The sequence below is a fragment of the Pyramidobacter sp. C12-8 genome (assembly GCF_002007215.1).
Lineage (GTDB): Bacteria > Synergistota > Synergistia > Synergistales > Dethiosulfovibrionaceae > Pyramidobacter.
The window spans coordinates 116217-136966 of the sequence record NZ_MUHX01000001.1 but is presented as its reverse complement, the minus strand read 5'-3'; the positions used below and the strand labels follow the sequence as shown (position 1 = coordinate 136966).

Sequence of the window (20750 nt, the reverse complement as noted above, 5' to 3'; positions counted from 1 at the left end):
TGCTGCACGTAAAACAGAAACGGTTCTATGTCTGCAACAAATTGAGAAGCGGCATAAACCATCAGCTCAAATCCCCGTTTTGATATTGAACCAAACACGTTTGTTTATGAATCTCGCTTTCAGCGCCGGATCAACGGAAAGAAGAATGAACAGGTCCACTGCCTCTTCTATCGGATCTCCCTCGCAGCACCCGGCAAACTATGTCGATACTTTCTATCAAGAATCAGAATGATAAAGCCTCCCCCAAAAAACAGGCCGGCCCCGCAGGGTCGGCCTGTTTTTTATGTGCGCCCCGAAAAACGCCCGCCGAAAAGCGGCAGGATCGCGCGCTCGACGGTTTTCAGCAGCAGATAGGTGACCAGCACGTCGCCGGGCAGGCAGATCAGGTTGGTCATGGCGCGCGCGGGGAAAATGGCCCACACGGCTTTTTTGTAGAGGATCACGAGCCACAGCGTGTTGCAGCCGAGGTTGACGATCAGCTTGACGAGCAGATGGGCGACGAACACGCGCGTCACCGTGAGCGGGCGGCGGTACAGCACCGTGCCGTAGATCACGCCGGCCAGAACGGCGCTGAGCGTGAAACCCGGAAAGTAAACGCCCTCGGGTTTGATCATGAACTTGATCACTTCCAGCGCGCCGGAGAACAAAGCCCCCGCGGCGGGGCCGAAGAGGTAGTCGACCACTTGGTTCGGGAAGCCCGACAGGCCGATCCTCAGATACGGCCCAAGGGAAATGGTGGCCACGGCGCGGAGGATCACGGCCAGCGCGCACATGACGCCGCAGAACGCCACCACGCGGATGGAACGGAACTCGCGCAGCGAAGCGAGCCAACGGTTTTCGCCAGCGCCCAACGAACGCGGATTGCCTGATGTCATCATACAAAAGCGCCTCCTTCGCAGTAATTTCCTCTTACTACATAAGGAGGCGGACTCGCCCGATATGCAGCAGCGGGATGCAAAACCCGACACCGCAAGCCCGGAAGGCTTTTCGTCCAGCTGTCAACTCCCCGTTCAGCCGGCACTTGACGCATCGGTTTTTACTCTGCTTTGAGATGCCTCTATTATAATCGCCGTTTTGGACAATGCAAGACTCTTTTCGGAAAACGGCCGGCGTGCTACCATAATCACGGAAGAAAATCGTCAGCTCCGGCTTTCCACGGGCGAGGACTGGCGCAAAAAGGCGGAAACGTCATGAAAAGAATTCTCAGTTTTGCGGCCGTCGCCCTGTTGGCGCTGGGGGGATGGATCGGCTGGAACCAATTCGCAAAAACTCGGAAACACAGCGTGAGCTTCTACGCCATGGACACGCCGATCACGCTGACGGCGTACGGGCCCCGCGGCAAGAGGGCGCTGTCGCTGGCCCGCGCGCGCGTCAAACAGATCGAAAGCGAGCTGTCCGTCACCGATCCGCGCAGCGACGTCGGCCGCCTCAACGCCGCCGGCGGCGCGCCGGTACAGGTCGGCGAAGACGCGGCAGCGCTGACGGCCTTCGCACTGCGCATGAACGCCCTGACGGACGGCGCGTTCGACCCCACGCTCTATCCCGCGCTGCGCGCCTGGGGCTTCACGACGGAGGAACGCCGCGTGCCCGAAGCCGCCGAATTGGCGGAACTGCTCAAACTCGCCGGCGCGGAGCGCGTCCACCTCTCTGGACGAACGCTGCGCCTCGACGAAGGCAGCATGCTCGACCTCGGCGCCGTCGGCAAAGGATTCGCCGGCGACGAAGCGTTGGCCGCCATGGCCGCCGCGGGCGTTGAATCGGCGCTGGTCAACCTGGGCGGCAACGTGCAGACGCTAGGGGTGCGCCCCGACGGCCAAAGATGGCGCATCGGCATCAAGTCCCCCGACGGCGGCCTGATCGGCGTGCTGCGCACGGCGGCGGAGGCCGTCGTCACTTCCGGCGGCTACGAACGTTTCTTCACCGGCCCCGACGGCCAGATCTACTGGCACATCCTCGATCCGCGCACGGGCGCCCCGGCGCGCAGCGGGGTGATCTCCGCCACGGCTGTCGGCCCCGAAGGCAGAATCTGCGACGCGATGTCCACAGCATACTTCGTCATGGGCGCGGAAAAAACCGCCGCGTTTTGGAAAGAACACGGCAGTCCCGGCTTCGTGCTGCTCGCCGAAGACGGCGAACTGTGGGTCAGCGAGGATCTGAACGCGCGCTTCGCCGTCGATCCCGCTTACGCGGACGCGAAAGTGACGGTGGTGCGGCGATGAAAAAATTCATCCCCGCCGCCCTGCTGCTCCTGATCGGCTGGTGCCTGTGGCGCTGGTTCGCGCCACCCGGCCGGATCGTCGAGATCGTGCAGCGCGGCAAAGTGATCGCCCGCCTCGACCTGAGCCGCGAAACGGGTTCGCGCACCATCGACATCCGCGCTCCCGGCGGCGGTTATAACCGCCTGCTCGTCGAACGAGGACGCGTCAAAGTGCTGTGCGCCGACTGTCCGGGGCAGGACTGCGTAAGAATGGGCTGGCTGCGCTCGGCCTCGCTACCGCTGATCTGCCTGCCGCACGGACTGACGGTGCGCTACGCGCCGCGCAGCGAGGGCGAGCTCGACAGTCTGTCGCAATAGGAGGGAAAGATGAACACGAAAAACTTCGCCCGACTGGCGCTGCTCACGGCGCTGTCGCTGATCCTCTTCGCCGCCGAGATGGCTCTGCCCGCGCCCATCCCCGTGCCCGGCGCCAAGCTGGGGCTGGCCAACGTCGTCACTGTCTGGGCGCTCTACCACTGCACCGCTCGCGAAACGTTGCTGGTGCTGCTGGCCCGCATTTTGCTCGGCGCGCTGCTCACCGGCAATGCGGCCGCACTGATCTTCAGCCTGTCGGGCGGAATGCTCTGTTTGGCCGGCACGCTGCCGCTGCGCCGCGTCATCCCGGAACGTCGCCTGTGGCTGTGCAGCGCCGCCGGCGGCGCGCTGCACAACGTCGGGCAGCTGGCGGCCGCCATTGCCGTGACGCAGACCGCGGGGCTGCTCTCCTACCTGCCGTTTCTGCTGGTCAGCGGCATCGTCTGCGGTTCGCTGACAGGGCAGATCGCCCAGCAGACCTCTGCGCGGCTGCGCTATTACCGTACGCGCGACCGCGACGATCTGCCGGCGCAGAATCTTTGACCGCAGATCTTCTGATTTATTCAAGGAGGAGAAAATTTCATGAACGCCAACGCGCTTACGCGCCTTGCCGTGGATTTCGCGATGACGGCGCTGATGGTCGCGCTGCTGGCCTATCAGGTCGTCGGCGACGTTGCCCACGAGGTCCTCGGCACCCTTATCGGCGTGCTTTTCATCGTTCACGCCGTCCTCAACCGGCACTGGTTCGCGCGCTTTCTCAGCGGGCGTTACACGCTTCTGCGCGTACTGCAAGACTTCGCGATCCTGCTGGTGCTGCTCGACGCCGCGGTGATCACGATCACGGGCGTGATGATCTCGGGGACGGTTTTCGCCTTCCTCGACATCACCCGCGGCGTCGGCGCGGCCCGTACGCTGCATCTGGCCGCGTCCTACTGGGGCATGGTGCTCATGAGCGTCCACATCGGCCTGCACTGGAGCATGGTCATAGGCATGACGCGCGCCGTCTTCGAGGTCAAGGGCCATCGCGGCGCGGCCGCTTGGCTGATGCGTTTCGGCGCGGCGGCGCTGGCCGTCTGCGGGGCACGCGCCTTCGGACGCATGAACGTGTGGGGATTCCTGACGCTGCGCAGCCAGTTCGCTTTCTTCGACGAAACGCAGAGCGATCTCGCGGTGTTGTTCAGCTATTTCTCCATCATGGCGCTGTTCATTTTCATTTCCTATTACGCGGGCAAGGGGCTGCGGGCGTTTCCGACGTCGCGGAAGGACGCCGCGCGGTGAATCTGAACTATGAGGGCGTCGTTCTCGCCGCCGCTTCGCTGCTGATCATCGCCGCCTACCATCCGCTCGTGATCAAGGCGGAATATTGGTTCGGGACGCGCGTCTGGCCGCTATTCGCCGTGGCCGGGCTGATCTGCCTGTCCGCTTCCGCCTGCCTGCGCGGCGTCGCCTCGCCTATCCTCGCCTTTCTCGGCGCCACCAATTTGTGGAGCGTCGTCGAGCTGAAAGCTCAGGCAAAACGCGTCAGAAAAGGCTGGTTCCCCAAAAATCCGCGGCGGAAATACGAATGAAAAACATGACTCTCGCACGAAAGAAGCGGGACGGCACGCTGAGATTGTCTCCGGCGCGCCGTCCCGCTTCTCTTTTTTGATGTTCTTCCAACTTGTTCCGCCAGACTGTGCGAGTAACGGCAGCCTTGAATGTATACTGTATATTAATCGATGGGAGAGCGTTCTTTTGATTGACAAGACTATAATCTGCTGATAGTATAATTTCAGTTATTAAATATCTTTTTTTCAAATATAGGAAAGAAGGACGATGTGATGAGCGTAAAACTTGGCTACATCGGTTTCGGCGAAGCGGCCTACCACATGGGCAAGGGGCTGAAGAGCGAAGGGATCGGGGACATTCGCGCCTTTGACGTAGCGCTCGACATGGGCGGCGCGTACAAGGACACGGTGCTCAAGCGCTGCGCCGACGCCGGCGTCGCGGCGGCAGCGTCGGCCGAAGAGGTCGTGAAGAATTGCGACATCGTCGTCATCTGCGTGCCGGCGCGCTTCACCGCCTCCACGGCCGAGGGGCTGCTGCCTTTCGCGAAGGAAGGCCAGCTGTTCGTCGATGTGACCACGGCGCTGCCCCACGTCAAAGAAAAGGAAGCGGCTCTGTTCGCCGGGAAAAAAGCGCAGTACGTGGACTCGGCCATGCTCGGCTCGCTGGTCGTCTCCGCTCACAAGGTGCCGATGCTCGCCTCCGGCGACGGCGCAGAACGCTGGAAAGAGGCGATGACGCCCTACGGCATGAAGATCGCGTTGGCCGGCGCCGGCTCGAAAGCCGGCGAAGCCTCGCGCATCAAGCTGGTGCGCAGCGTTTTCATGAAAGGCTTCGAAGCGCTGGTTGTCGAAACGTTCCTGTTCGCCCGCAAATGCGGCGTCGAGGAGCGCATCATGGACTCCGTCGCCGGCACGATGGACAAAGAGTCGTTCAAGGACATTGCCCGACGGATGGCCGGCGCCGACCTGATCCACTCGGAGCGGCGTTCTTTCGAGGTGGGCGAGTCGATGGAACTGATGAAAGAAGTCGGCGTCGAGCCGTTGGTCGCCGCCGGAGCCAAGGAGCGTCTGGCCCGTTCGGCGGCGCTTGGGATGAACAAGGAACTGAGCGGCGTAGCGCCCCAAACCATGGAAGCGATCTATTCCATTTGGGAGAAAAAAGAGTACAAATAAATTCCAGCTTTGGGCGGACACGGGACATGATCCCGATCCGCTTTAAAATCTGAAACCGAAAGGAAGGATCCCGTAATGAAAATGAATCGTCGCATTTCGGCTTTACTTGTCGCAACAGCAGCGTTTCTAATCCCCGCGTGCGGTTTCGCCGCCGACTATCCCGCCAAGCCCGTCAAGATCATCGTTCCCTTCGCCGCCGGCGGCGCCGCCGACATGACCACCCGTCTGGCGGCAAAGGTCGCCGAAAAATATCTCGGCCAGCCCATGGCGGTCGAGAATCGTCCCGGAGGCGGCGGCGTGACCGGTTATGCCGAAGTCGCCAAATCCCGCCCCGACGGTTATACGCTCAGCGAAGTGGGGCCCAGCGTCGTCATAGCGCCCCTGACCAAGAAGACCAATTTCACGGTCGATTCCTTTACGCCCATCGTCAATATGGTGTACGAACCGGAAACGATCGCCTGCCTGAGCGAGCGCTTCAAGACATGGGAAGAGCTTGTCGCCGCCTCGCAGGCCAACCCCGGCGGCGTCAAGATCAGCGTCTCCGGCGCCATGGCCAGCGACCACCTCGCCGTGCTCCGCGTGCTCAAGAAGAGCGGACTGAAGTGGGTCTGCGTGCCCACCAACGGCAGTTCTCAGGCCATTACGGCCATGCTGGGCGGCCACGTCGACCTGACGATCGTCTCGCCTTCCGAGCTTTCCGAGCAGGTGCGCAGCGGCCAGGTCGCCTATCTGCTGACGCTGGCTCCCAAGCGTCTCGAGGAGTATCCCGAACTGCCCATCGCCGCCGAAAAGGGCATCGAGGTTGTGGACGGCCCCTGGCGCGGTCTTGTCGCTCCCAAGGGAACGCCCGAAGAAGCGGTGGCCGCGATCGAAGCGGCTTTCCTGAAGGCGTTTGCCGATCCTGAGTTCGTCGACGCTTACAGCAAAGCGGGGCTGCCCGCCAACATGTGGATGAACCGCGCCGACTTCACGGCGCTGGTCGATCAGCAGAAGGTGGACATCGCCGAAGTGATCGCCGAGACCGGCGTGAAGACGAACAAGTAGTTTTTCGACCGATGAAGAGGGTTCCTCGTTCCCGCAGGGACCCTCTTTTTCACAGCGAAGGAGGAAAATCCCGTGTTTCTTGTCAGAACGCTTTCCCTCGAGGTCGTTTTCGTCCTGTTTTTCTTATGGCGATCGCTGTACGAGCCCGCCGAAGTGCGCGCTTATCCGCAGGCGCTGCTGGTCCTGATGGGGCTGTGCGCCTTGACCTCGCTGTATTACGCCTGGAAGATCCGCAACACGTCGCAGGGCTCCGCCGACGAGATCCGTTTCAACAAGTACTTTTCCATCGGCTCGTTCTTCTGCTATCTGTTGTCGTTTCACGCTCTCGGCTTTATCGTGGCGACGTTTCTTTTCTATGGCATCTGGATGGCGGTGATCGAGCGCAGGCTGAAGGTCAGCCACGTCCTCATCGCGGCGGTCTTTGCCGGATTGCTGTACTACGTGTTCCACAACGTTCTCGGGGTCCTGCTGCCGGCCGGACTGCTGGCAAACGTTCTGCCCGATTAGGAAGGAGCGACGCATATGTTAGATTGGCTCGAAGCTTTGAAACTCGCCCTGGTTCCCAGCGTGCTGCTCTCAAACTTTATCGGCACGGCGGTCGGCATCGTGATCGGCGCGCTGCCCGGTCTGACCTCGACGATGGGCGTGGCGCTGGCGGTGCCTCTCACTTACGGCATGGCGCCCGCCTCGGGATTCGCCATGCTCTGCGGCATTTACTGCGGCTCCGTCTACGGCGGCGCCATCACGGCCATCCTCATCAACACGCCGGGCACTCCCGCCGGCGCGGCAACGACGCTGGACGGCTATCCGATGGCGCAGAAGGGACGCGCCGTGGAGGCTCTCGGCATCGCAGCGATCAGTTCGTTCATCGGCGGGCTGTTCAGCGTCGCAGTATTGAGCTTCTGCGCGCCGGCGCTGGCCAAGGTAGCGCTGTCTTTCGGCCCGGCCGAGTACTTCGCGGTGATGGTTTTCGGCATCACGATCATCTCCAGCATCTCGGGCAAGTCCATGTCGCGCGGTCTCTTTGCCGGGCTGCTGGGGATGTTCCTCGGCACCTTCGGCACTGATCCGCTGACGGGCTATCCGCGTTTCGCCGACGGCATTCCCGGCCTGTACGGCGGCATCGAGATCGTACCCTGTCTGATCGGCCTGTTCTCGTTCCCACAGGCGATCGACATGGTGGTCAAAAAGGCGAAAGAGTCGAGCATGAACGCTTTGACGGGCAAGGTGCCGCCGCTGCGCGAGTTTGCCAGACGCTGGGTGAATCTGCTGCGTTCGGCGGTGATCGGCACGTTCGTCGGCATCCTTCCCGGCGCCGGAACGAGCATCGCCACGTTCATCTCCTACAACGAAGCGATGCGTTTTTCCAAGCACAAGGAAGAGTTCGGCACGGGCTGCATGGACGGCGTCGTCGCCACGGAAACTTCGAACAACGCCGTCGTCGGCGGTTCTCTGGTGCCGCTGCTGACGCTGGGAATCCCCGGCAACGCGGTGTCGGCCATCTTCTTGGGCGCTCTGACGATCCAGGGACTGAAGCCCGGACCGTTCCTGTTCCAGGAACAGGCGCCGCTGATTTACAGCTTGTTCCTCAGCCTCGGCATCGCCCACTTTTTCTTCCTCGCCATCGGCCTCGGCGGCGTGAGGATTTTCCCCAGGATCCTGAAGATTTCGCCCACGGTGCTCTCCGGCGGCATCCTCATTCTCGGCACGGTCGGAGCGTATGCGCTGCGCAACGAGCCTTTCGACATCTGGGTCGTACTGGCGTTCGGCCTGCTGGGATATTTCCTGAAAACGATCAGGACGCCCACGGCCCCCGTCGTGCTGGGCTTCATCCTCGGGCCGATGATCGAAGCCAACTTCGAGCAAGCCATGCTGATCGGCGACGGCAAATGGTCGTTCTTCTTCGGCAAGCCGATTTCCTGCGTTTTTCTGATCCTCGCCGCCGTCTCCTTCGTGACGCCCTTCATCTTCCGCTGGCGCAAAATCCGCAACGTCTCCTCCCTGGCCGAAGAGGAGAGCCATACCGAGGAAGAAGAGCTGTAAACATTTCTTCGGCTGCGTTTTCTCACTTAAAATCTGTCTCTTATTTAGAAAGGAAGTTTTTCACATGTCCGTAGGATTTCGCGTGTACACCAAAAGGAACCTGCCGCCCCAAGAGCTCGTCGAGGCGTTCCGTCACATTCCCGCCTCCAACATCGCCGATACGATGAACCGCCTCTGCGCCATCCACTCCGACATTCATCTGATGACAAAGCCCGGCGACGGCAACATGGTCGGCGTGGCGCTGACCGTCAAGGCCCGTCCCGGCGACAATCTGATGCTGCACAAAGCGCTGAACATGATCGAACCCGGCGACGTGGTCGTCGTTTCCAACGAGGGGGACCGCAGCCAGTCCCTGATGGGCGAGGTCATGGCCGCCTACGCCAAATCGCGCGGCGTGGCCGGTTTCGTCTTCGACGGACCGATGCGCGACATCGACAGCCTTTATGACGGCGGCGTGCCGTTCTACGCGACGGGCACCACGCCCGGCGGCCCCTTCAAGGAGGGGCCCGGCGAGATCAACGTTCCCATCGCCTGCGGCGGCATCATGGTCAATCCCGGCGACATCATCGTCGGCGATCCCGACGGCGTGATCGTCATTCCCCGCCAGGATGCCGAAAGGGTGCTGGAAGCGGCGCGAAAGTTCATGGAACAGGACCAAAGCAAGCTGAAGGCGGCTCAGGAGGGGCACGCCAAGCGCGACTGGGTCGACAAGAAGCTGGAAGAAAAAGGCTGCGAGATCATCGACGGCGCGTATCCCGCGTAAGCTCGCCAAATAACGCCAAAGGAGACACCATCATGAGCCAAATGGCAATCGCGCTGATCATTCTCGCCGCCACGATCGTTCTGTTCATCTGGGAGCCGGTGCCCATCCTCGTCACTGCCATCGGAGCTTCGATCGCTTACGCCTACGCGGGCATTATTCCCGTCGGCGACATCTTCAAGGGCTACAACAGCAACACCATCGTGCTGCTGGCCGGCATGATGATCGTCGGATCGTCGCTGTTCCACACCGGCCTGACCGACATCATCGGCGAAAAGATGGTGAAGATCACGGGAAAAAGCGAGCGCAACATCGTCCTCGCCACGCTGATCGTTTCCTGCGCCCTCAGTTCGGTGTGCAGCAACATCGGCGTGATGACGGCCATGGCCCCGCTGGTCACGGCCATGTGTTTCTCCGCTGGCTGCGGCCCTTCGCGCACGTTGATGGCGCTGCTTTTCGGCGCTCAATTCGGCGGCTTCGTGACGCTGGTCGGCGTCGGTTCCAACGCTTCCGCGGCCAACGCCATGGCCGACCTCGGCCTGACGCCGTTCGGGTTCTTCGGCATCACGCCCTTTGGTCTCGGCATCTGCGTTCTCGGCACGCTGTACTTCACTTTCGTGGGCATGAAGTTCCTGCCCGACACGGGATATGTCCCCGAGTTCGCCAAGGTCGAGAAGAAACCCTTCGACAAAAACAAGGCCGCCATCGCCTGCATCACCATGGCCGCCCTGTTGGTAGTCATCGCGCTGAGTCCCAAGAAGATGCCCATGCACGTGGCGGCGGTGATCGGCTCGCTGGTTATCATGGGCACCAAGTGCATGACCGTTCGGGAAGCCATCGCCGCCATCGACTGGAACTGCATGCTGCTGGTCGGTTCGTTGACCGCCATTTCCACAGGCGTGCAGAAAAGCGGCGCCGGCGCCGCCATGGCTGAACTGATCTTGCAGATCCTCGGCGAACATCCCAGTACGTTCATGATCACGACGGTGATCTTCATCGCCGCCGTAATTCTCACTCAGGTGATGTCCAATATTCCCACGATCATGTTGTTCATGCCCATCGGCGTTTCCATCGCCAAAGCGATCAACGTCAGTCCTTATCCCATCTGCATGATCATCACGCTGGCCGGCGCCGCGTCTTACGCCACGCCTTTCGCCGCCCCGCAGAACATGATGACCGTCGGCTGGACGCAGTACCGGTTCATGGACTACATCAAAGCAGGACTGCCGATGCTGCTGGTAACCTATCTGGTCATTGTCGCCGTCATCCCTTTCTATCTGCCCTATTAAAAACTGGATTTCCGAAAAGCGCGCCCTCGGTACGCCCGCTGCGGGCTGTGAGGGCGCGCTTTTTCGCGACGAACTGGAGGCACAACACATGAGAGACTGTCTTCGCGGCGCTTACGAGATGCACGTCCACACTTCGCCCGACGTGACGGCGCGCAAATGCAGCGATCTCGAACTGGCGCGGCGCTTTCGCGACGCCGGGCTGGCGGGGGCTCTGATCAAATGCCACTACGCCGACACGGCGGCTCGCGCGGCGCTGCTGAACGAGCAATTTGCACAACTGCATTTCGCCGGCGGCGTGACGCTGAACAACTCAGTCGGCGGGCTCAATCCCGAAGCAGTCGCCGCCAGCGGCAAGATGGGCGGCCGAATCGTCTGGTTCCCGACGATGGACTCGCGCAGCTATCAGGAATTCCGCAAGCAAAACGGAACGCCCGGCGCGGATCCGAGCAGGCGCATTGACGTCCTTGACGGTCGGGGAAACTTGGTTCCCGAAGCGCTCGCGGTGCTGGAAACGGCGAAACGCTGCGGGATGCTGGTCGGCACGGGGCATGTCAGCGCCGCGGAAGGACTGGCGCTGGCACGCGCCGGCGCAAAGACGGGCTGTCAGGTGATCCTGACGCACGCCGACAATCCTGCCGACGTTTACACAACGGACCAGCAGCGCGAGGCCGCGGCGCTGGGGGCGATCGTCGAACATTGTTACTTCACGACCTATTACAAACGCACGCCCATCGAGACGATCGCCGCGCAGATCCGGGCCGTAGGCGTGGAACGGGTGATCCTTTCCACCGATTTCGGGCAACCGCAATCGCCCTACTCCGACGAGGGACTTTTACAATACGCGAATCTGCTCGCGGCGCAGGGCTTCAACGACGCCGAACTGGGCATGATGTTCCGCGACACGCCGGCTCGCCTGCTCGGCTTTGAACGCTGAGCCATAAAAAACGCGGCGCGCCACGAAAAACGGGAGCCTGTCCCTTGCTCTTTGAGCAGGGTTCAGGCTCCCGTTCTTTTACAGCGGCGCTCATACTATTTCTTGATAAAAAGCACTAACATAGTTTCAAGACGCTGCGGGGGAGTTCAGTCGCTCGAACTACCTCGACTGCTGCGCAGTCTGCGCAGCTCGCTTTGTGAATCTTCCTCGCAACGCCCTTGGGTTCAGCCTTTTAATTGAGAAATAGTATCAGTCGCGCACGGTCGCTTTGCCGACTTTGGGCATCTTTTCGACCGTGATGGCCTCGATGTAGTAAAAAGGCTCCATCGTGTCCTTTTCGAAGACGGAGGGCACGCTGCCCTCGCGCAGGATACCGCGCACCTTGACCCATGACTTTTCGGACTGGAGCGCCGACAGGTCGCGGTCGTACTTGAACTCGAAGTTCACGTATCCGCCCGTGCAGAACGGGCAGATCGGCCCTTTGCGCCCCACGTAGGTGAAGCCGTCGAAGTCCATGTAAAAGCCCTCGATCTCCACCGACTTGCCCGCGTATTTGTCGAAGTTCAGGAACCAGTCGTTGATCTGGGTCATGTAGAGGCGGTTGCCGACGACGATGTCGATTTTACGCGGATCGAAGGCGGCGCGGTCCTTCTCGATGTCGTGAGGATAGTTGTAAAGCGAGATGTCCGGCCCCTCGAGGATCAGCATCCCCGCCTGGGCGTCGATCTCCGCCAGATAGTCCTCCAGCTTCTCCGCCTCCTCTTCCGGCAGAGGCACGGCGGCGAAAAGAGCCGGCGCGAGCAGCGCCAGCAGAAACGCCCCAAACGCGCTTTTTCCTCTGAATTTCATCATTTCTTTCATCGTCCTTTTCAGCCCGCCTGCGTCACTGCGGCCGCCGGAACCCGTGAAAGTGCGAGCCGGCGACGGCGGCGGCGAAAAGCGCCATATTGACGATCACGATGCACGATCCGGTGGGAATCGAATACAGATAGGAAAGGAACATGCCCGTGAAAAAACAGCCGACCGAGATCGCCGCCGACAGCAGCACCGTGCTCCTGAAACGGCGGCAGATCCGCATCGCCGTCAACGACGGGAAAACGATCAGGCTGGAGATCAGCAGCGTCCCCATCATGCGCATTCCCAAAACGACCGTTACGGACGTGAGCAGGGCGATGATCATGTTGTAGCGCCCTGTATGGATCCCCGCCGCCTGCGCGAACGTCTCGTCGAAGGTGACGGCGAAGATGCGGTTGTAGAACAAGACGTAGAGCAACAGCACCGCGCAGCTCAGCGCCGCCGAGAGGATCACGTCGGAACGGCTCATGGCGAGAATGCTGCCGAACATGTAATTGCACACGTCCACGTTCATCCCCGTCGAAAGCGAGACCGCCGCCACGCCGACCGCCAGCGCGCCGCTGCACAGCACGGCCGTCGCCGAATCGCCGCGGATCCGCGAACTGCTCTTGATCTGCAGCAGCAGGAAGGCCGCCACAATGCAGGCGGGAATCGCCAGGCTCAGCGGCGCGAGGTCGAGCGCTTTCGCCAGGGCCAGCGCCGCGAAGGCCACGTGAGCCAGACCGTCGCCGATCATCGAATAACGCTTCAGGACCAGGCTGGTCCCCAGCAGCGAAGCGCAGAGCGAGACCAGGCAGCCGACGATCAGCGCGTTGACCACGAAAGGATAGGACAGCATCTGCAAAAGTTCGTTCAGCATAACTTCGCCCCGCCCTCTTCCGCAGCCGCACCGCTCAAGACGCGGAACGGGCCGCCGTCGATAAAACGGCGGCCGGCCGCGCTTTGCGAGTATTCCTCAACGGAGCCGAAAAACAGCTGGCGGCCGTTGAGATGAAGGATCTGCCGGGCGCAGCGCAGGGCGCTCCGCACGTCGTGAGTGATCATGACGATCGTCATGCCCTGCTCGCGGTTCAGCTCGTTCAGGATCTGGTACATTTCGTCCTGCATGCGGGGATCCAGCCCCGCCGCCGGTTCGTCCAGCAGCAGGAGCGAACGCGTGGCGCACAGGGCCCGGGCCAACAGCACCCGGCGCTGCTGGCCGCCGGAAAGATCGCGGAAACATTTCTTTCTGAAATCCTGCATCCGCACCAGCCGCAGCTTCGCCTCGGCTTCCCGACGGTCGCCCTTGCCGAAAAAGGGACGCAGGCCGCAGCGCCGCAGCTGGCCCGACAACACCACTTCCTCGACGCTGGCGGGAAAGTCTTTCTGCACCGCCGTCTGTTGGGGAAGATATCCGATGCCTCCCATGCGCGCCTCTGCGCCCACTTCCACAGAACCGCCGACCGGCTTGACGAGGCCCAGCAGTCCCTGCATCAGCGTGCTCTTGCCGGCTCCGTTTTCGCCGACGATGCAAAGGTAGCCGCCGGAGGAGACCTCAAAGCTGACGTCCTCCAGGACCTTCCTGCCGTCGTAGGCGAAGCTCGCATTACGGCACGCGAGGAGGCTCATTTTAGTTCAGCGCCTCTTTGAGGACGTTCAGATTGTGGCGCATCAGGTCGAGGTAGGTGATCCCCTTTTCGAAATCCTCGGCGCTGACGTTGTGCACCGCGTTCAGCAGCCGCACCTGGGCGCCCGTGGCGTCGGCGATGGCGCGGGCCATCTGGCCGTTCGACAGCTCGATGTGGAACACGACGGGGATCCCGTCCTGCTTCACCTTGTCGATCAGGAAAGCAACCGTCTCGGGATTCGGTTCCGTCTCGGTCGAGCAGCCGGGGAACGCAGCGTAGTACTTCAGGCCAAATTCGCGGCAGAAGTACAGGAAGGGGAAGCGGTCACCGACGATGATCTCGCGGCGCTTCGAGCCCTCGATCAATTTGCGGAAATCATCGTCAAGCCGGCGCAACTGCTCAAGATACACGGCGGCGCGGCTGGCGTACTGGCCCCTGTTCCCGGGATCCAGCTCAGCAACCACTTCGCTGAGCTTCTTCACGATCTGGATCGCGTTTTCGGGCGCCGTCCACACGTGCTCGTCCAGCTCCGGCTCCTCGCCGTCGTGGTGATGATGCCCCTCTTCCTTGGCGTCATGATCGTGCCCGTGGTCACAGTCGGGACCGTGGTCATGGTGAGCATGACCGTGATCATTGCCGCCGTCGTGGTCGTGATCGTGCTGCATGCCCTCGACGATCTCCTCCGGAACCGTCTTCACCAAGTCCATCAGCTTCACGACGCGGGGGCCTTTGCCCTTGTCGAAAGAGGCCAGCACCTTGTCGACCCAGGCATCGGAATCGCCGCCGACGTAAACGAACAGCCCGCAGTTCTGCAGGTCGAGAATGTCTTTTACCGTCGGGTCGAAGCTGTGGCTTTCCATGCCCGGGCGCAGCAGCATCTTCACGTTGGCCAGGTCGCCCGTGATCTGACGGACGAAATCGTACTCGGCAAAGTTGGAACAAATGACGCTGAGCTTTTCAGCGTCCGCCGCCGGAGCGGCAAAAGCGGCGCCGCAAGCGAAAACCATCGCGGCACACAGAGCGAAAAATTTTTTCTTCATCTAAGGGATCTCTCCAATTCTATTCAAAAATTCGACTTGCAAACCGACACGCGCATGAAAAAACGCGCGCCGTCTAATTGGAGAGCTTGACCTTCAGAGCCACCAGCGTCACATTTTCGCGCCGGAGACTCTTCCTCTGCGCGGAAGCGCAGGCCGCACCGACATACCGCGCGGCGTAAAAGTACGCGCCCGCCACGCCGACGGCGAAGCCCGCCAGCGCCTTGACGCACTCGTCCATCTGCGCGCAGATGGGACAGCCGTGCCCGTGGCAGTCGTGAACGGCCTCGATGAACAGATACGCCACCGAACAGAGCACCGAAAGGGCCAGGAAAAGACAGACCACGAGGTTCAATATTCTTTTTTTCTTCATGCCTGCCTCTCCTCCAGTCCGAAAAAATCGCCGTCCATACTGCCGCCGGCGGCTCCGGGCATTCGTCCAGCCCTTATTTTTCATTATACAGAGCGGTATTAGCACTGTCAAACTCGCTTGTTTCACATGATACGGCAGGCCGCCCCGCACGCTGCCTTCGGCACGGCGCCGGCCGATAAAAAACGCGCGGCAAAAGAGCGAAACACGCGGCTCTTCATCGTGCGTCGGTTAAATTATAACACCGCGGTCAACTTGCTTTCCGCGAAAACAACAAAAACAAAACGCGAAATGGCGGCGGCTCTCGTCTATAATGGAACGGCGAGGTGACGATCATGCCCTACAATTCCTTCGACGACTATCCGATGAGCTGGCGGCCGAAGCTGGACCGCAGCGAACGCGCGCTCTATCTGACGCTGGCGCGCACGCTCGAGGAGGATATCGCGTCGGGCGCGCTCAAGCCCGGCACGCGTCTGCCGCCGCAGCGCGAACTGGCCGACTTTCTCGACGTCAACGTCAGTACCGTGGCCAAAGCCTTCAAGCTCTGCGAGCTCAAGGGGCTGCTCACCGCCACCGTCGGCAGCGGCACGTTCGTGGCGTACAGCGCGCTCACCGACAAACGGTTTCTCGAACGCGCCGAAGGAGCGCACGTTATCGACATGGGCAGCGTCCAGCCGGAGGATTCTGCCAACGCCGCGCTGCTGGAGATGGCCCGCTCACTCTTCCGCAGCGACGAGGCCGCCGCGCTGTTCAGCTTCCACGCCCAGGGCGAGGACGAGTGGCAGAAGGACGCCGCCGTTACGTTCATGCGCCTGTGCGGACATGAGGCGCACCGCGAGCAGATCCTGTTTGCCAACGGCGCCCAGAATGCGATCTCGGCCATCTTCGCCTCGCTGTTCCGCCGCGGCGAAAAGATCGCCGTGGACGACCACACTTATCCCGGCGTCAAGTCGGCCGCCGCCATGTTCGGCGTCAAACTCGTCCCCGTCAGGAGCGGCGATGAGGGCATGGAACCGGCCGACCTCGAACGTCTTTGCCGCAGCGAAAAGATCCACGGCGTCTACCTGATCTCCGCCTGCCACAACCCCACCACTGCCACGCTCCCGGAAGACCGCCGCCGCGAGATCGCCGCCGTTTTGCGCGCCCACGACGCGCTGCTGATCGAGGACGGCACCAACCAGCTCATGCAGCGCGGCGTGCCCTCCGTGTCGAGTTTCGTGCCGGAGCGCAGCCTCTACATCGCCACGATGTCGAAAGTGATCGCTCCGGGGCTGCGCGCCGCCTGCGTGGCCGTGCCCGACGCCTGCAAAGAGGCCGTCGCCGGCGCGCTGTACAGCCTCAACGTCGGCGTCGTGCCGATGATGGCCGAACTGGCGGCCCGCGTCATCGCCTCCGGCCAGTTCGAGCGTATCATCGTCGCGCACCGGCGGCACATCGGCGAGCGCAGCCGTCTCGTGCGCGCGATTTTGCCCGACGCGATATGCCGCGGCGGCGACGCCGACATCTTCCGCTGGCTGACGCTGCCCGGACGCTTCGCGAGCGTCCAGTTCGAGCAGGCCGCTTTGGCACGGGGCGTCCGCGTCGCCGCCGCCGAACGCTTCGCCGTCGGCAAAACGCCGCCCGCCCGCGCCGTGCGCGTCGCCTTCTGCACGCCGCCGCGCGACCAACTCGAAAAAGGGCTGCGCGTCCTTGCCGAATTGATCGCCGATTAGCCGTCCAAAAACAAAAGCGTTTGCCATGCAATTTTATTATTGCATGGCGATTTTTTTTGCTCTATAATACGGCGTGCAGTGAAAGAGCGCTTCCGCGCCGGCGGCGCGGAAAAAGGGATCCAGCCGCCGACTGTCGTGCGATGAAAATGTTCCACGTGGAACATTTTCATCGCACAGCGGCCGTCAACGCCGGTCATTTTCAAGGAGGCAATGAGGATGAAATTTTTCGGGAAAACCGTCGCCGCGCTTGCGGCGCTTGCAACCGTGCCGCTGGCGGCCCGCGCCGATTTGCGCGTGGCCACCGCCAGTACCTACCCGCCCTACGAGTTCCTCAACGAAAAAGGCGAATTGGACGGCTTCGACAAAGATTTGATGGAAGAGATCGGCCGCCGTCTCGGCGAAAAGATCGTCTGGCTCGACACGGGCCATTACGACATGGTCATCCCCTCGCTGGTCACCGATCGCGCCGACGTCATCGCCGCCGGCATGAGCGCCACGCCCATCCGCGCCAAGCGCGTGCTCTTCTCCACTCCCTACGTGCCCACCATGGCCTCCTTCGTCACCGCGCCCAACGTCGCCGTGAAAAAGCTCGAAGACCTGCGCGGCCTGCGCGGCTGCGTGCCCGTCGGCACCACGCAGGACGTTTTCCTCACGCCGCTGGCGGGCGAACTCGGCTTCCAGATCAAAAACTTCGCCAAGATCGAAGAGTGCCTGTGGGACATCGTCACCGGCCGCAGTGACTTCACCCTCATGGACGTGCCCGTGGCCGACAAGATCCTCGAACTGCCCAGCTTCAAAGGCAAGGCCGTGCGCGGTTACACCTTCCAGCTCACCGGCGCCGGCAAAGCGCTGGCCGTCAACCTCGGCAACACCGCGCTGAAAAACAAACTCGACGGCGCCATCGCCGCCATGGAAGCCGACGGCACCCTCCCCGCCCTGCGCGAGAAGTGGAAGCTGGGAAAAAAGTAATCCGCGCGCCACAATCCGCTTTATAAAGACCGAGTCCCCCGAACTGATGGAAGTTCGGGGGGCTCGATTTTCTGGAGTAATCATTTCAATTCAGAATCCGGAATCAATCAGCAATATTGACATCACATGAGTATTGTTTACAATGTTATCTATTATCAGCGCAAGGCCGGTTCTTCTGTTCGCGTTCCGTTTATTCTCAATAAAAGGAGACGTACCGTCAATGATCATCAATCCCAGCGTTGTCACTCTGTCCAATGAGGAACTTGCCGCCATCGAGGAGGCCGAACCGGCGACAATCGGGCACTTCCGCAATTTCGGCTTTAACACTGCGCCGCTTTTTATCTCCCTCCCGGGCAAAAGGTTTACCGGGCGCGCCGTGACCGTCAAGCTGGCGTCCAATGATTCCACCCTGCTGCACAAAGTCACCGAAATGGTCGGCCCCGGCGACGTGCTTGTGATCGACCGCGCCGGAGACCAGCAGTACGCCGCTTTGGGCGGAGTGGTTTCCTGGGCGCTGCACATCAGCGGTGTAGAAGGAGTCATCGTCGACGGAGCCGCCACCGACATCGAAGAGATCCGCGAGATGGGGCTGGTCGTATTGTATCGCCGTCTGTCAGCCATCACCACGCGCCTGTTCGGTCTTGACGGCGAGATCAACACGACCGTCAGTTGCTGCGGCGTAACGGTCAATCCCGGCGACATCATCGTGGCCGACGAAAACGGTTTCGTGGCGCTTCCCGCCGGCGAGGCCGCGGCTGTTTGCAAGAAAGCCATCGAGATTCAGAACGCCGAGCCCGGCAAAAAGGATCGCATTGCCAAGGGCGAACATATGGCCGACGTGACTCGCGCCGGCGCTCTGATCAAAGAATATTTCGAGAAAAACGCCAAATAAGGAGAGAACCGACCATGAGCAAATTTTTAATGGCCGTGCTGCAGATCGACTCGCAGGCCGATAAGAAAGCCAATCTCGACAAGGTCGGCCGTTTTATCGACGAAGCGGCGTCTCATGGCGCGCGGTTCGTCGCCATGGCGGAGAACATTCACTACTGCGGCCCAAAGGATGGCGTCTTCGCCAGCGCCGAACCGATTCCCGGGCCGATGAGCGAATTTTTCGCCGCCAAAGCCAAGCAGCACAGGATCTGGCTGCACTGCGGCAGTATCGGCGAAGTCGTTCCCGGCGAGAGCAGGCTCTACAACACGACGCTGCTTTACAATCCTCGGGGAGATTTGGCCGCCCGCTACGAAAAGATCCACATGTACGACGTGGAGATCGAGAACGGGCCTTCCACGCGCGAGTCGGACACGAAAAAACCGGGGCATAAGATCGTCGTCGCCGACACCGAGTTCTGCAAAGTGGGGCTGTCGATCTGCTACGACATGCGCTTCCCCGAAATGTACCGCATCATGGCCCTTCAAGGCGCGAAGGTGATGTTCGTGCCAGCCAACTACACGCTGTTCACGGGCAAGGACCACTGGGAATGCATCCTCAAAACCCGCGCCATCGAGAATCAATGCTACGTGGTCGCTCCCGCTCAGATCGGCAAGAAGCCGGCGTTCCAGGCCTACGGCCGTTCCATGATCATCAATCCCTGGGGCGTCACGGTCGCCTGCGCCGAAGACCGCGAAACGATCATCTACGCCGAGATCGATCCCGATTATGTAAATCAGATCCGCGAACAGCTGCCCAGCCTCAAAAACCGGCAGCCGGGCGCTTACGTATGGCCGGCTGAGTGATTTCCACCGAAAGTCCTTTCTCTGTCACTGAACACAGCGAACCATTCGCTGTGAATTTCGAAAAGGAGAGTATTCTGATGCTGAAACGTATCGCTCTGTCCCTGCTTTGCGTCTGCGCCGCCATGAACGCCGTTCCTTCCGAAGCCGCGACGAAACTTCGCCTCGGCAACAAGATGATCGAGGATCACTACGAGAGCCAGGCTTTGAAGATGATGGCCGAGAACGTAAAAACCCGTACCAACGGCGAAGTGGAGATTCAATGTTACTTCGGCGAAGTTCTCGGCGACAACAAGAAACAGATCGAGAACATGGTCCGCGGCGTACAGGATTTCTACGCCGACGGCTACGGCTATTACGATATGTACTCGCCCCTCGTGCGCGTGTCCTCGCTGCCCTACATATTTCGCGACAACGAGCACTATCGGCGTTTTCTGCTCAGCGACGTCGAGAAAGAAATCGAGGAGCCCCTGCTCAAGAAAGCGGGACTTCGCGTCGTCGACAGGAAGCGCAACTGGCTGCGCGGTCCTTTCCGGGTCATCGCCTCGCGCAAACCGATCCGCTCGCTGGAAGACCTTCAGGGACTGAAACTGCGCATGAACTCCAACCCCACCAGCGTCAAGGCATGGGAAGCCCTTGGCTGCGCCGTCACCGTCATTCCTTATTCCGAGACGTATCTCGCCCTCAAACAGGGAACAGTGGATGCCGTCACGTGCCCGGTCGTCGACGCCTATTTTCAAAAATTCTGCGAAGTCGCTCCCTGCCTGACCGTCACGAACGAATACCCTCAGCAGGTCGCCGTGGTCATGAACGACCGTAAATTCCAGCGTTTGACAGCGGAACAGCAGGAAATCCTTCTCGACGAAGTCGACAAAGCCGGCGACTACGTGACCGAACAGGCCAACAAACGCAGCGCCGAGATCATCGAACTCATGAAAAAAGAATACAACGTCGAGATCATCGAAGTCGATCTCGCCCCATGGAGAGCGAAGATGGACGGCTTTCTCGAAGAACTCGAGAACAGCAACTATATCCCCAAAGGATTTGCCGAACGTATCCGCGCCATCCAGTAAGCCAGCTTTCCCATCTGTACGATGTGGAGCAGAG

General features: G+C 61.0%; 24 protein-coding genes and 1 riboswitch. Of the genes, 17 read left to right on the top strand and 7 right to left on the bottom strand.

What is annotated here, in order from left to right:
* Positions 1-281: 281 nt before the first annotated feature.
* Positions 282-878 (bottom strand): folate family ECF transporter S component, encoded by a 597-nt coding sequence (locus tag B0D78_RS00585; RefSeq protein ID WP_078015047.1) that lies wholly within the window; start codon positions 876-878, stop codon positions 282-284.
* Between the two features lie 65 nt (positions 879-943).
* A riboswitch (THF riboswitch) is annotated at positions 944-1046 on the bottom strand.
* Positions 1047-1190: 144 nt separating this feature from the next.
* On the opposite strand from B0D78_RS00585, the gene B0D78_RS00580 reads away from it, so the two are divergent.
* The 12 genes from B0D78_RS00580 (at position 1191) to B0D78_RS00525 (ending at position 11362) form a co-directional block, all read left to right on the top strand.
* On the top strand, positions 1191-2219 hold the full coding sequence (locus B0D78_RS00580) for an FAD:protein FMN transferase (RefSeq protein ID WP_078015046.1): 1029 nt from the start codon (positions 1191-1193) through the stop codon (positions 2217-2219).
* Positions 2216-2575, top strand: a complete 360-nt coding sequence (locus tag B0D78_RS00575; protein WP_078015045.1) for a NusG domain II-containing protein — start codon at positions 2216-2218, stop codon at positions 2573-2575. The genes B0D78_RS00580 and B0D78_RS00575 overlap by 4 nt, the downstream gene beginning before the upstream one ends.
* A gap of 9 nt (positions 2576-2584) precedes the next feature.
* Positions 2585-3115: a Gx transporter family protein gene (locus tag B0D78_RS00570; protein ID WP_078015044.1), complete on the top strand. Its 531-nt coding sequence runs from the start codon at positions 2585-2587 to the stop codon at positions 3113-3115.
* Positions 3116-3154: 39 nt separating this feature from the next.
* A complete protein-coding gene (locus tag B0D78_RS00565; RefSeq protein ID WP_078015043.1) occupies positions 3155-3850 on the top strand; it encodes a DUF4405 domain-containing protein in 696 nt (231 codons plus the stop codon).
* Positions 3847-4140: a DUF4491 family protein gene (locus B0D78_RS00560; RefSeq protein WP_078015042.1), complete on the top strand. Its 294-nt coding sequence runs from the start codon at positions 3847-3849 to the stop codon at positions 4138-4140. The genes B0D78_RS00565 and B0D78_RS00560 overlap by 4 nt, the downstream gene beginning before the upstream one ends.
* A gap of 252 nt (positions 4141-4392) precedes the next feature.
* Positions 4393-5292, top strand: coding sequence for an NAD(P)-binding domain-containing protein (locus tag B0D78_RS00555; RefSeq protein ID WP_078015041.1), 900 nt, complete (start codon positions 4393-4395; stop codon positions 5290-5292).
* 75 nt (positions 5293-5367) lie between these two features.
* Entirely contained in the window at positions 5368-6336 is a 969-nt protein-coding gene (locus B0D78_RS00550; protein ID WP_078015040.1) for a Bug family tripartite tricarboxylate transporter substrate binding protein, read from the top strand.
* A gap of 72 nt (positions 6337-6408) precedes the next feature.
* Positions 6409-6843: a tripartite tricarboxylate transporter TctB family protein gene (locus tag B0D78_RS00545; protein WP_078015039.1), complete on the top strand. Its 435-nt coding sequence runs from the start codon at positions 6409-6411 to the stop codon at positions 6841-6843.
* A gap of 15 nt (positions 6844-6858) precedes the next feature.
* Complete coding sequence (locus B0D78_RS00540) at positions 6859-8379, top strand: tripartite tricarboxylate transporter permease (protein WP_078015038.1); 1521 nt, start codon at positions 6859-6861, stop codon at positions 8377-8379.
* Between the two features lie 64 nt (positions 8380-8443).
* Entirely contained in the window at positions 8444-9142 is a 699-nt protein-coding gene (locus B0D78_RS00535) for an RraA family protein (protein WP_078015037.1), read from the top strand.
* 32 nt (positions 9143-9174) lie between these two features.
* Entirely contained in the window at positions 9175-10428 is a 1254-nt protein-coding gene (locus B0D78_RS00530) for an SLC13 family permease (protein WP_078015036.1), read from the top strand.
* Between the two features lie 88 nt (positions 10429-10516).
* Entirely contained in the window at positions 10517-11362 is an 846-nt protein-coding gene (locus B0D78_RS00525) for a DUF6282 family protein (protein WP_078015035.1), read from the top strand.
* A 249-nt stretch (positions 11363-11611) separates the two neighbouring features.
* On the opposite strand, the gene B0D78_RS00520 is transcribed toward B0D78_RS00525, so the two are convergent.
* The 5 genes from B0D78_RS00520 to B0D78_RS00500 all read right to left on the bottom strand — a co-directional run bounded on the left by B0D78_RS00520 (position 11612) and on the right by B0D78_RS00500 (position 15234).
* Positions 11612-12214, bottom strand: coding sequence for a hypothetical protein (locus B0D78_RS00520; protein WP_143521658.1), 603 nt, complete (start codon positions 12212-12214; stop codon positions 11612-11614).
* A gap of 31 nt (positions 12215-12245) precedes the next feature.
* Positions 12246-13076 carry a metal ABC transporter permease gene (locus B0D78_RS00515; RefSeq protein WP_078015033.1) on the bottom strand — a complete coding sequence of 277 codons (831 nt, stop codon included), beginning with the start codon at positions 13074-13076 and terminating at the stop codon, positions 12246-12248.
* On the bottom strand, positions 13070-13825 hold the full coding sequence (locus tag B0D78_RS00510; RefSeq protein WP_078015032.1) for a metal ABC transporter ATP-binding protein: 756 nt from the start codon (positions 13823-13825) through the stop codon (positions 13070-13072). The genes B0D78_RS00515 and B0D78_RS00510 overlap by 7 nt, the downstream gene beginning before the upstream one ends.
* Before the next feature lies 1 nt (position 13826).
* On the bottom strand, positions 13827-14864 hold the full coding sequence (locus B0D78_RS00505) for a metal ABC transporter substrate-binding protein (RefSeq protein WP_078015031.1): 1038 nt from the start codon (positions 14862-14864) through the stop codon (positions 13827-13829).
* A gap of 73 nt (positions 14865-14937) precedes the next feature.
* Positions 14938-15234, bottom strand: coding sequence for a hypothetical protein (locus B0D78_RS00500; RefSeq protein ID WP_078015030.1), 297 nt, complete (start codon positions 15232-15234; stop codon positions 14938-14940).
* A gap of 332 nt (positions 15235-15566) precedes the next feature.
* Between B0D78_RS00500 and B0D78_RS00490 the strand changes: the two genes are divergently transcribed.
* A complete protein-coding gene (locus B0D78_RS00490) occupies positions 15567-16943 on the top strand; it encodes an aminotransferase-like domain-containing protein (protein WP_143521657.1) in 1377 nt (458 codons plus the stop codon).
* Here the strand turns inward: B0D78_RS00490 and B0D78_RS12685 are convergent.
* A complete protein-coding gene (locus tag B0D78_RS12685; protein ID WP_168169941.1) occupies positions 16940-17146 on the bottom strand; it encodes a hypothetical protein in 207 nt (68 codons plus the stop codon). The genes B0D78_RS00490 and B0D78_RS12685 overlap by 4 nt on opposite strands.
* A 13-nt stretch (positions 17147-17159) precedes the next feature.
* On the opposite strand from B0D78_RS12685, the gene B0D78_RS00485 reads away from it, so the two are divergent.
* The 4 genes from B0D78_RS00485 to B0D78_RS00470 all read left to right on the top strand — a co-directional run bounded on the left by B0D78_RS00485 (position 17160) and on the right by B0D78_RS00470 (position 20716).
* Entirely contained in the window at positions 17160-17912 is a 753-nt protein-coding gene (locus B0D78_RS00485; RefSeq protein ID WP_168169940.1) for a transporter substrate-binding domain-containing protein, read from the top strand.
* Between the two features lie 220 nt (positions 17913-18132).
* Entirely contained in the window at positions 18133-18804 is a 672-nt protein-coding gene (locus B0D78_RS00480) for an RraA family protein (RefSeq protein ID WP_158606212.1), read from the top strand.
* 14 nt (positions 18805-18818) lie between these two features.
* The gene (locus B0D78_RS00475; protein ID WP_078015025.1) at positions 18819-19646 is read left to right on the top strand and encodes a carbon-nitrogen hydrolase family protein; all 828 of its coding nucleotides are present in this window, start codon (positions 18819-18821) and stop codon (positions 19644-19646) included.
* 77 nt (positions 19647-19723) lie between these two features.
* Positions 19724-20716 carry a TRAP transporter substrate-binding protein gene (locus B0D78_RS00470; protein ID WP_078015024.1) on the top strand — a complete coding sequence of 331 codons (993 nt, stop codon included), beginning with the start codon at positions 19724-19726 and terminating at the stop codon, positions 20714-20716.
* Positions 20717-20750 lie beyond the last annotated feature (34 nt).

Coding starts and splice junctions, on each gene's coding strand:
- B0D78_RS00525 (WP_078015035.1), top strand. CDS start 10,517: ATGAGAGACTGTCTTCGCGGCGCTTACGAGATGCACGTCCACACTTCG.
- B0D78_RS00485 (WP_168169940.1), top strand. CDS start 17,160: ATGAAATTTTTCGGGAAAACCGTCGCCGCGCTTGCGGCGCTTGCAACC.
- B0D78_RS00475 (WP_078015025.1), top strand. CDS start 18,819: ATGAGCAAATTTTTAATGGCCGTGCTGCAGATCGACTCGCAGGCCGAT.
- B0D78_RS00510 (WP_078015032.1), bottom strand. CDS start 13,825: ATGAGCCTCCTCGCGTGCCGTAATGCGAGCTTCGCCTACGACGGCAGG.
- B0D78_RS00500 (WP_078015030.1), bottom strand. CDS start 15,234: ATGAAGAAAAAAAGAATATTGAACCTCGTGGTCTGTCTTTTCCTGGCC.
- B0D78_RS00480 (WP_158606212.1), top strand. CDS start 18,133: ATGATCATCAATCCCAGCGTTGTCACTCTGTCCAATGAGGAACTTGCC.
- B0D78_RS00540 (WP_078015038.1), top strand. CDS start 6,859: ATGTTAGATTGGCTCGAAGCTTTGAAACTCGCCCTGGTTCCCAGCGTG.
- B0D78_RS00570 (WP_078015044.1), top strand. CDS start 2,585: ATGAACACGAAAAACTTCGCCCGACTGGCGCTGCTCACGGCGCTGTCG.
- B0D78_RS00515 (WP_078015033.1), bottom strand. CDS start 13,076: ATGCTGAACGAACTTTTGCAGATGCTGTCCTATCCTTTCGTGGTCAAC.
- B0D78_RS00550 (WP_078015040.1), top strand. CDS start 5,368: ATGAAAATGAATCGTCGCATTTCGGCTTTACTTGTCGCAACAGCAGCG.
- B0D78_RS00575 (WP_078015045.1), top strand. CDS start 2,216: ATGAAAAAATTCATCCCCGCCGCCCTGCTGCTCCTGATCGGCTGGTGC.
- B0D78_RS00585 (WP_078015047.1), bottom strand. CDS start 878: ATGATGACATCAGGCAATCCGCGTTCGTTGGGCGCTGGCGAAAACCGT.
- B0D78_RS00565 (WP_078015043.1), top strand. CDS start 3,155: ATGAACGCCAACGCGCTTACGCGCCTTGCCGTGGATTTCGCGATGACG.
- B0D78_RS00505 (WP_078015031.1), bottom strand. CDS start 14,864: ATGAAGAAAAAATTTTTCGCTCTGTGTGCCGCGATGGTTTTCGCTTGC.
- B0D78_RS00535 (WP_078015037.1), top strand. CDS start 8,444: ATGTCCGTAGGATTTCGCGTGTACACCAAAAGGAACCTGCCGCCCCAA.
- B0D78_RS00470 (WP_078015024.1), top strand. CDS start 19,724: ATGCTGAAACGTATCGCTCTGTCCCTGCTTTGCGTCTGCGCCGCCATG.
- B0D78_RS00490 (WP_143521657.1), top strand. CDS start 15,567: ATGCCCTACAATTCCTTCGACGACTATCCGATGAGCTGGCGGCCGAAG.
- B0D78_RS00530 (WP_078015036.1), top strand. CDS start 9,175: ATGAGCCAAATGGCAATCGCGCTGATCATTCTCGCCGCCACGATCGTT.
- B0D78_RS00580 (WP_078015046.1), top strand. CDS start 1,191: ATGAAAAGAATTCTCAGTTTTGCGGCCGTCGCCCTGTTGGCGCTGGGG.
- B0D78_RS00520 (WP_143521658.1), bottom strand. CDS start 12,214: ATGATGAAATTCAGAGGAAAAAGCGCGTTTGGGGCGTTTCTGCTGGCG.
- B0D78_RS00555 (WP_078015041.1), top strand. CDS start 4,393: ATGAGCGTAAAACTTGGCTACATCGGTTTCGGCGAAGCGGCCTACCAC.